Source organism: Streptacidiphilus jiangxiensis (assembly GCF_900109465.1).
In the GTDB taxonomy this organism is placed as follows: Bacteria; Actinomycetota; Actinomycetes; order Streptomycetales; family Streptomycetaceae; genus Streptacidiphilus; species Streptacidiphilus jiangxiensis.
The window spans coordinates 439,291-447,155 of the sequence record NZ_FOAZ01000001.1; the positions used below are offsets into that span (position 1 = coordinate 439,291).

The window sequence follows — 7,865 nt, forward strand, 5'->3', positions numbered from 1 at the left end:
CGGGTCACACCAGGTCACGACCGTCGCGCACGCCGTCCCGCACGCCGTCCCGCGAGCCGTCGCGTGAACCGTCGCGGGAGTCCAGCTCCTTGAGCAGCTGCTGCAGCTCGCTGCGGAGGAAGTCACGGGTGGCCACCTCGCCCAGGCCCTGGCGCAGCGCCGCCACCTCCAGGGTGAGGAACTCCGTGTCCGAGACCGTGCGGCTGGCGCGGGCGCGGTCCTGCTCCATGTTGACGCGGTCCCGGTCGTCCTGCCGGTTCTGCGCCAGCAGGATCAGCGGCGCGGCGTAGGAGGCCTGCAGGGACAGGGCCAGGGTCAGGAAGATGAACGGGTACTCGTCGAAGCGCACCGACGGCGGCATGACCACGTTCCAGGCGACCCAGAGCAGGATGACCATGGTCATCCAGACCAGGAACCGCCCGGTGCCCATGAACCGCGCGAAGCGCTCCGAAAGCCGCCCGAAGGCGTCCGGGTCCAGCTGTGGCAGGGCCATTCGAGGGCGTCGCTGCTTCGGCTGGTCCAGCCGTGGGCGCTTCTGTTCAGCTGTGGCCATCGCGGCGCACCTCCTCGGCGTGTTCGGGGTCCGGGGCGCCGCCGTGCAAGGCGGCCTCGCGCCAGTCCTCGGGCAGCAGGTTGTCGAGGACGTCGTCGACGGTGACGGAGCCGACGAGACGGCCCACGTCGTCCACGACCGGAGCGGCGACCATGTTGTACGTCGCCAGGAAGCTGGTGATGCTCGGCAGCTCCGTCGAGGGCGTCAGCGGGTCCAGGTCCCGGTCGACCAGCGACCCCACCAGTGTGTACGGCGGTTCACGCAGCAGCCGCTGGAAGTGGACGAGCCCGAGGTACTTGCCGGTCGGCGTCTCCAGCGGCGGGCGGCAGACGAAGACGACGGAGGCCTGCGCGGGCTTGAGGTCCTGGATGCGGATCCGCGCGAGCGCCTCGGCGACCGTCCCGTCCGGCGGCAGCACGATCGGCTCGGTGGTCATCAGCCCGCCGGCGGTGTGCTCGGGGTAGGTGAGCAGGCGGCGCAACGGTGCGGCCTCCTCGGGCTCCATCAGCTGGAGCAGCACCTCCGCTTCCTCGTCGGGCAGCTCGGAGAGCAGGTCGGCCGCGTCGTCGGGGTCCATCGCCTCGAGCACGTCGGCGGCCCGCTCCTGGTGCAGTCCGGCCAGGATCGCGACCTGGTCGTCCTCCGGGAGCTCCTCCATGACGTCCGCGAGCCGCTCGTCGTCCAGTGCGGCGGCGACCTCGCCGCGGCGCTTGGGGGAGAGGTGGTGCAGCACGTTGGCCAGGTCGGCGGGGCGCAGCTGCTCGAAGGTGGCGAGCAGGTTCGCGGCGCCCTGGTCCTCCTCGCTGAGCGCGAAGCCCGTGACCGCGGACCACTCGACGACCAGCGTCTCGCCCTTGCGGCGCAGCCGGCCCGCGCGGCCCTTCTCGACGAAGACCTTGTCGATCTCCCAGTCGTGGGTGCGGGTGCGGACCATGGCCACGTCGAGGACGGTGACGGTGTCCCCGGCCTCCCCGTACGGGCCGCTCTCGCGCAGCGTGACCCGGCGGTCCAGCAGCTCGGCCAGGCACAGCGTCTCGGTCGGGCGCTGCTCGAAGCGGCGCATGTTGATCACGCCGGTCATCAGCACCTGGCCGGACTCCACGCTGGTGACGCGGTTCATCGGCAGGAAGACGCGGCGCTTGCCCGGCACCTCGACCACGAAGCCGAGCACCCGCGGGGGCCGACCGGCCAGACGCAACGCGACGACCAGGTCCCGTACCCGCCCGACGGCGTCAGCGTTCGGATCGAAGACCTGCACACCCGCGAGGTGTGAGACGAAGACCCGTGAGGCGCCAGTGCTCACCGCGACATTCTCCCTGTGACCCCGCCCGCTGTTCCCGCTGCCGAGCTCAGGCTACCTGGTATGGGGTGTCTGTCCGCTTATGTGAACCGCGTGCGTGCGTCCTAGGAGCGACGGCGCTTCCGGCCCAGTACCAGCTTGGGCAGCGCGGCCGGGATCGGTTCGCGGGTCGTCGCACCGGTCGGCGCCGGAGTCGCGCTGTGGGCGACGTCGGGCATCGCACCGGGGTGCTCGACGCTGAGGCCCAGCGGCGCCATCCGCAGTACGCGCGCCTGTGCCGCCCAGCGGTCCGAGATCGCGTCGTGGTCCAGGGCGTTGAGCCGCTTGCCCTTCAGCTCCTCGACCGCGGCCTGCCAGGCCTCCGTCTGCGGGGCCAGCAGCTCGGTGCGGGCCCGGAAGGCGACCAGGCGCCCCCACTTGTCCCGGCTGCGCACGGTGACGACGACGTCCATGTCCGCGTCGAGTCCGCCGAGCGGCTGCTCGCCGCCGTCGCCCACGACCACCACCGCCTGGTCCACCCACGCGTGCCACAGGGCCTGGTCGCGCCCGCCGTCGCGCCGCACCCACAGCAGGCCGGACTTCTTCGCGGCCTCCTCGATCAGGGCGCGGTCCAGCAGCTCGGCACTCGGCTCAGCAGTCATGCCCCCAGGGTATTGGGTCCCCCGGCGGCTCCCTTTTCCTGTCCGCGCTTTCCCCGTCGGTGCTCTCCCCGGCCCGCGCCTTCCGTGTTCGCGCTCGCGCCGTTCGCCCTCACGGGCCGGGCCGTCCCCGCCCATGCTCCAGGGCCACTCCTCGGACGGCCGTGGAAGCGGAACGTGTCAGTCACCTACCATCAAGACGCCCCTTACCGATCTGCCGCCGCACCGCCGTCGGTCCCTTCGTGGTCGGGTCCGACCCGCGCCGAGGAGAAGCCCGTGTCCAGCACCGCCGAGAGTGCGCCCACGTCGCCCCGGCCGACGCAGCAGTCGGCCGGTGCCACGCTGGCGCCGGGCGCCCAGCCCGACCTGTCGACGGTGCCGCGCGTCGACTTCCTCCTGCTCGCCCTGGCCGTCGCGGGCGTGTCCCTCTCGGCGCCGCTGATCAGCGCCATCGCCGCGCCCGCTGTCGCCATCGCGTTCTGGCGCAACTGCATCGCCACCGGTGTGCTCGCCCCGATCGCGCTGCTGCGCCACCGCGGCGAACTGCGGGCCATGAGCCGACGCTCCGTCGGCCTCTCGCTGGCGGCAGGGGTGTTCCTCGCGCTGCACTTCGCCATGTGGCTGCCGAGCCTGAGGCTCACCTCGGTGGCCACCTCGACCGCGCTGTGCACGGCCTCCCCGCTGTGGACCACGCTCTACCTGCGCCTGCGCGGCCACCGTCCGCCGCGTCTGGTCTGGGTGGGCATCGGGCTGGCCTTCGCGGGCGTCGTGCTGCTGACCGGCTTCGACCTCACGCTCTCCTCGCGGGCCGTCCTCGGCGACCTGCTCGCCCTCGGCGCCGGGATGGCCGCGTCCGGCTACCTGCTGCTCGGCAGCGAGGTCCGGCGCACCGTCAGCACCACCGCCTACACCTTCGTCTGCTACGCGACCACGGCCGCCCTGCTGCTGATCGCCTGCCTGCTCTCCGGGCAGTCGCTCAGCGGCGGTTACAGCCCCACCGCCTGGCTCCAGATCCTGCTGCTCACCGCGTCCGCGCAGTTCCTCGGCCACTCGCTGAGCAACCGCGTGGTGCGCACCGTCGGCCCGTCGTTCGTTTCCACCGCGATCCTGCTGGAGACCCCGGGCGCGGCGCTGATCGCCGCCGTCTGGCTCGGCCAGCTGCCGCCGGTCGCGGTCTACCCGGCCATGGTGATGATCCTTGCGGGCCTGCTGCTGATCATCCGCGCCGGACAGCGGTCCTGATCGGCACGGACCACGAGGTCGTAGGCTCTGCGTATGCCGCATGCCGACTCGTCCCACCCGTCCGCGCCGGACGCCGTCCTCGCCGCCGTCGAGGCGCGCCTGATCAGCACCTTCGGTGAGCCGGACGGCCGCGCCGCGGTCACCTTCCTCGGGGCGGACCGGATCGAGGTGCTGCGCTTCCCGCAGTCCGACGGGCTCTTCCGCTACGCCACCCTCGGCATGTCCGCCGCGCCGATGACCGACCCGACCGCGCTGGTCGCCGACCCGGTCGCCGGCCCGCGTGCGGAGCTGGTCGTGACCGTCCGCGGCGGCCAGGACGGGCTGCTCCGGCCGCTGGCCACGCTGGCGGCCGCGCCGCAGGTGGAGGGGTTGGTCGTGGCCCCGGGCGCCTCGCTCGACCTGGGCGACCCGCTCTGGCCGGGCGCGCCGTTCACCGGCTTCCTCGTCGCGGAGCCCGGCGGACTGGTCGAGGACCTGGAGCTGCCCGAACCCGCCGAGGCGGTCCGCTTCCTGCCGCTGCTGCCGATGACCCCGAACGAGGCCGCCCACAAGCGTGTCCACGGTGCCGCGGAGCTCCAGGAGCGCTGGCTCCGTCACGGCACGGACCTGCGGGATCCGCAGCGCAAGTCCGTTGCGCTCGGCGACGCCTGACGCGGCGACGGTCGCGCCGCGACCTCCGACCTGCCACGTCGGTCGACCTGACGCGGCGACGGTTCTGGCGCGACGCCGGTCCTGGCCCGGTGGCGGTCCTGACCCGGTGTGGCGGTCCTGACGTGGCGTCCGTGGGGGCGTCGGCCGTCAGCCGGTGACCGGCTTGGCGCCCGTCGCGCGGTCGACGAGGGCCTCGTAGACGGCCGGATCGGTGGTGTTCGCACCGAGCCTGACGGTCTTGCGGGTTCCGTGGTAGTCGGAGGAACCGGTGACCAGCAGGCCCAGCTCGGCCGCCAGCCCGCGCAGTCGGACCCGGGTGTCCTCGTCGTGGTCGATATGGTCGATCTCCAGCCCCGCCAGGCCTGCTGCGGCCAGATCGGCGATCGCGGCCTCCGAGACCGTGCGCCCGCGCTTGGAGGCACCGGGGTGCGCGAAGACCGACACCCCGCCGGCGGCCCGCACCAGCGCGATCGCCTCCGCCGGGTCCGTCTCCCGCTTCGGCACGTCCGCCCGCCCGCCGTTGGCCAGCCACTCCTTGGTGAACGCCGCGTCGACGCTCTCCACCACACCCGCCTCGACCAGTGCCGACGCGATGTGCGGCCGGCCGACCGCGCCGCGTCCGGCGATCCGCTCGACCTGGGCCCACTCGATCGGCGCACCCAGCTCGCGGCAGCGCTCCACGATGGCCCGGGCCCTGCGCACCCGGTCCGTCCGCACGAGCTCCCGCTCGCGCGCGAAGGCCGGCTCCTGCGGGTCGAACAGGTAGGCCAGCAGGTGCATCGAGATGCCCTCGACCCGGCAGGACAGCTCGGCCCCCGGCACCAGCGTCAACGTCGTTCCGTGCAGCGCGTCCACGGCCTCGCGCCACCCGGCGGTGGTGTCGTGGTCCGTCAGCGCGACGACATCCAGCCCGGCCGCCACGGCGTTGCGGACGAGCTCCGCGGGGGAGTCCGTGCCGTCGGAGGCGTTGCTGTGGGCATGGAGATCGATACGCATGCCGTCCAGGGTACGGGTGCGAACCGAGACGGACGGCCGCTCGTCCGGCTGCTGGTCCTGCTGCCCGTGCTGCCTCGCGTGCTACTTCAGGATGTGCGGGGACAGCGCCCCGCACGGGAGGAGCTCCAGTTCGGCGCCCGCGTCGCGAAGGTCGGTCAGCACCAGTTCGTCGTACATCAGCAACCCCGAGCGCTCCGGCCACACCACGGCCCAGAGCCACAGGCCGCGCGCCTCGCCCACGAAGACCGCGCGGTCGTCGGGCGCGTTCGGCACGTGCCACAGCGCCGTCGGGCGCCCGGCCGCCAGGACCTTCGCGTGCGGTGGTCGGTTCACCGCGATCGCGTCGCCCGGATCCGGCCCGGACAGGCCGGCGTAGCGCGCGCCGAGACCCACGCCGAGCTCCTCGGCGATCAACAGCAACTCTCCCGGACCGCCCAGCGGTCCGGGCCCGGAGCAGGCGACAGCGGTCGCCCGCGTTCCCGAGACATCGTCACCAGCGTGCGCGATACCGGTGAAGAGCCAGCCCACCGGCAGCGGCCAGGGCAGCCAGACGGGAACCTCGGCCCTGGCGACGGCGACGCCCAGCGCCTCGACGCTGGGCGGGACGACCGGCTGCAGGGGATAGACCGTACCGTGTCTGTCGCACTGCCACGTGTCGGTGAACAATCCCGGGGCGCGGACTCGGCCCCCGCACCTCGGGCAACTGGGCTCGCCCCTCATAGAGGACCACGGTCCTCCCTCACGACCGGTCCGTCAAGGACGATCACCCGCCCGGGCGACGCCTCTTTCGAGGGAGTCGCCCGCGGCGGTGACGCGGTCGGCGGGCCGGGTCAGGAGGTGGTGTTCGGGACCGGACGGATGTAGAGCCGCTCGCCCGTGGCGGCGGCGTGATCGACGATCGAGCGGACCGCGTCCGCCTCCGCGATCAGGGTGTCGGTCGCCACTCCGGCCTCGTCGAGGCGGAAGATCTCGAATCGCATGGGCCTCTCCCTTCTCGTGATGGCTTCCATCCTCGGCGGCGCCTGCTGCGGTGCGGTTAGCAGGCCGTTAAGCCTGCGTATCGCCGTCGTGGCGGGTCCGGAGCGAGGTCCGGAGCGAGGGCGGGGCGAGGGTGGGGCGAAGTCTGGAGAGGACTGACGAGGCCTCAGGAGCAGGTTGCCCGGTCGTCCTCGTGGGCGGTCCAGAACGCGGAGAGCGACACCGCCGTCCCCTCCGGCCGCTCCGCGTTGGGGGAGTGCCCGGCACCGGGAACGACGACGTGCTCGGCGGAGAGTCGCAGGGCCATCTGCGCCTGCAGCTCGACCGGCCAGGCGTAGTCCGTCTCACCCGAGAGGACCAGCTTCGGCAGCGGCGCCTTCGCCAGCTCGTCCACCCGGTCCGGCTCGGAGATCAGCCGCTGGGCCATCGCCGTCAGCGCGGCCGGGACGTTGGCCAGCCAGCGGCGGTGCAGGAAGTCCGCGATCTCCGGCTCCAGCCGGACCGAGACCCCGCCCGCCTCGTCCATCTCCTGCATCGCCTGCCAGATCTCCTCCAGCGTCATCGCCGGAAGGGCGGCCAGCAGCAGCTTGGCGCGTTCCGTCTCACCGTGCCCGATGGCCGCCGGCCCCGTGCTGAGCAGGGTGAGCGACGACCACGGAAGCGGCGTCCCCGTGGCCCGCAGCACCGCGTCCCGGGCCACGTAGCCCGCGAAGGAGTGCGCGACCAGGTGCGGTGGCCGGCTGCCGGCGCGAGCCCGGAGCTCCGCGGTCAGCGCGAGCAGGTCGAGGCTGAACTCCTCCAGGGCGTAGGCGTCGACCTCGTCCGGCCCGCCCGTCTCGTACTGGCCTCGCTGGTCCACCGCGTAGACCTCGAACCCGTCCGCCGCGAGTGGCGCCAGCAACGCGATGAAGTCCTCCTTGCTCCCGGTGAACCCCGGCACCAGCAGGGCGGTACCCCTCGCGATCCCCTCCGGTACCGCGTGCAGCGCGGCGAACTCCCCTCGTACGGTCCGCAGCCGGACACTGCGGGCGCAGGCGGGCAGGGTGAGGAACGGCGGCGTGCTCATCTGGCGGGACCTCCTGGTGGCGCGGCAGGCGTGGACGAGCCTAACCAGGACAGATGTCCACGAGATGTCGTCGCGCCCGCCGAGGGGGCGTGGCGCGGGGCGCACCCATGGAAACGGCGCGGCGGGATCCTGGATCAGGATCCCGCCGCGCCGCTGTCGTGCTGCAGTGTCGCGGTGTTGCCGTGTGCGTCAGGCGCGCGAGCGGCGTGCCGGCGCCTTCTCCGCCGCCGCCTCGGCGGCGGCGGTCGCGGCGGCCGCCTCGGCCAGGCGCACGCTGCGGCGCTTGCGCTTCGGGCGCTCTTCCTCGGCCCCGACCGGCGTCGCCTCGGCGCGCTGCGCGGGGACCTCCGCCTCGACCCTCGCGGTCGAGATCTGCGCGGCGGCGGCCTTCGCCGCGGCGTCGGTCACGCCGGACGTCGCCCGACGGCGCTTGCGCGGCGC

9 protein-coding genes and 1 pseudogene are annotated in these 7,865 nt (G+C 73.4%); 2 read left to right on the forward strand and 8 right to left on the reverse strand.

Annotation, left to right across the window (positions count from 1 at the left end):
• Positions 1–4: 4 nt before the first annotated feature.
• The 3 genes from BMY61_RS01955 to BMY61_RS01965 form a co-directional block, all read right to left on the reverse strand.
• On the reverse strand, positions 5–553 hold the full coding sequence (locus tag BMY61_RS01955) for a DUF1003 domain-containing protein (protein WP_042442320.1): 549 nt from the start codon (positions 551–553) through the stop codon (positions 5–7).
• A complete protein-coding gene (locus BMY61_RS01960) occupies positions 540–1,856 on the reverse strand; it encodes a magnesium transporter MgtE N-terminal domain-containing protein (protein ID WP_042442321.1) in 1,317 nt (438 codons plus the stop codon). Before BMY61_RS01960 ends, BMY61_RS01955 begins: the two co-directional genes overlap by 14 nt.
• A gap of 101 nt (positions 1,857–1,957) precedes the next feature.
• Positions 1,958–2,494, reverse strand: coding sequence for a hypothetical protein (locus BMY61_RS01965; protein ID WP_042442323.1), 537 nt, complete (start codon positions 2,492–2,494; stop codon positions 1,958–1,960).
• 273 nt (positions 2,495–2,767) lie between these two features.
• On the opposite strand from BMY61_RS01965, the gene BMY61_RS01970 reads away from it, so the two are divergent.
• Positions 2,768–3,733: a DMT family transporter gene (locus tag BMY61_RS01970; RefSeq protein WP_425314657.1), complete on the forward strand. Its 966-nt coding sequence runs from the start codon at positions 2,768–2,770 to the stop codon at positions 3,731–3,733.
• Between the two features lie 33 nt (positions 3,734–3,766).
• Entirely contained in the window at positions 3,767–4,384 is a 618-nt protein-coding gene (locus BMY61_RS01975; RefSeq protein WP_042442324.1) for a suppressor of fused domain protein, read from the forward strand.
• Positions 4,385–4,531: 147 nt separating this feature from the next.
• Here BMY61_RS01975 and BMY61_RS01980 read toward each other — a convergent pair whose 3' ends face one another.
• From BMY61_RS01980 to BMY61_RS01995, 5 genes and pseudogenes are all read right to left on the reverse strand, one after another.
• Positions 4,532–5,380, reverse strand: a complete 849-nt coding sequence (locus BMY61_RS01980) for a PHP domain-containing protein (RefSeq protein ID WP_042442325.1) — start codon at positions 5,378–5,380, stop codon at positions 4,532–4,534.
• 81 nt (positions 5,381–5,461) lie between these two features.
• Positions 5,462–6,100, reverse strand: a complete 639-nt coding sequence (locus tag BMY61_RS01985) for a DUF6758 family protein (protein ID WP_042442327.1) — start codon at positions 6,098–6,100, stop codon at positions 5,462–5,464.
• Between the two features lie 110 nt (positions 6,101–6,210).
• Positions 6,211–6,360 carry a hypothetical protein gene (locus tag BMY61_RS45810; RefSeq protein ID WP_169791829.1) on the reverse strand — a complete coding sequence of 50 codons (150 nt, stop codon included), beginning with the start codon at positions 6,358–6,360 and terminating at the stop codon, positions 6,211–6,213.
• 164 nt (positions 6,361–6,524) lie between these two features.
• Positions 6,525–7,424: an alpha/beta fold hydrolase gene (locus BMY61_RS01990; RefSeq protein WP_042442329.1), complete on the reverse strand. Its 900-nt coding sequence runs from the start codon at positions 7,422–7,424 to the stop codon at positions 6,525–6,527.
• 189 nt (positions 7,425–7,613) lie between these two features.
• Positions 7,614–7,865 (reverse strand): annotated as a pseudogene (locus BMY61_RS01995) (hypothetical protein); the annotation flags it as partial.

Bases quoted from the DNA above. Each gene is read 5' to 3' on its own strand.
- BMY61_RS01980 (WP_042442325.1), bottom strand. From the start codon at position 5,380: ATGCGTATCGATCTCCATGCCCACAGCAACGCCTCCGACGGCACGGAC.
- BMY61_RS01975 (WP_042442324.1), top strand. From the start codon at position 3,767: ATGCCGCATGCCGACTCGTCCCACCCGTCCGCGCCGGACGCCGTCCTC.
- BMY61_RS01965 (WP_042442323.1), bottom strand. From the start codon at position 2,494: ATGACTGCTGAGCCGAGTGCCGAGCTGCTGGACCGCGCCCTGATCGAG.
- BMY61_RS01955 (WP_042442320.1), bottom strand. From the start codon at position 553: ATGGCCACAGCTGAACAGAAGCGCCCACGGCTGGACCAGCCGAAGCAG.
- BMY61_RS01990 (WP_042442329.1), bottom strand. From the start codon at position 7,424: ATGAGCACGCCGCCGTTCCTCACCCTGCCCGCCTGCGCCCGCAGTGTC.
- BMY61_RS45810 (WP_169791829.1), bottom strand. From the start codon at position 6,360: ATGCGATTCGAGATCTTCCGCCTCGACGAGGCCGGAGTGGCGACCGAC.
- BMY61_RS01985 (WP_042442327.1), bottom strand. From the start codon at position 6,100: ATGAGGGGCGAGCCCAGTTGCCCGAGGTGCGGGGGCCGAGTCCGCGCC.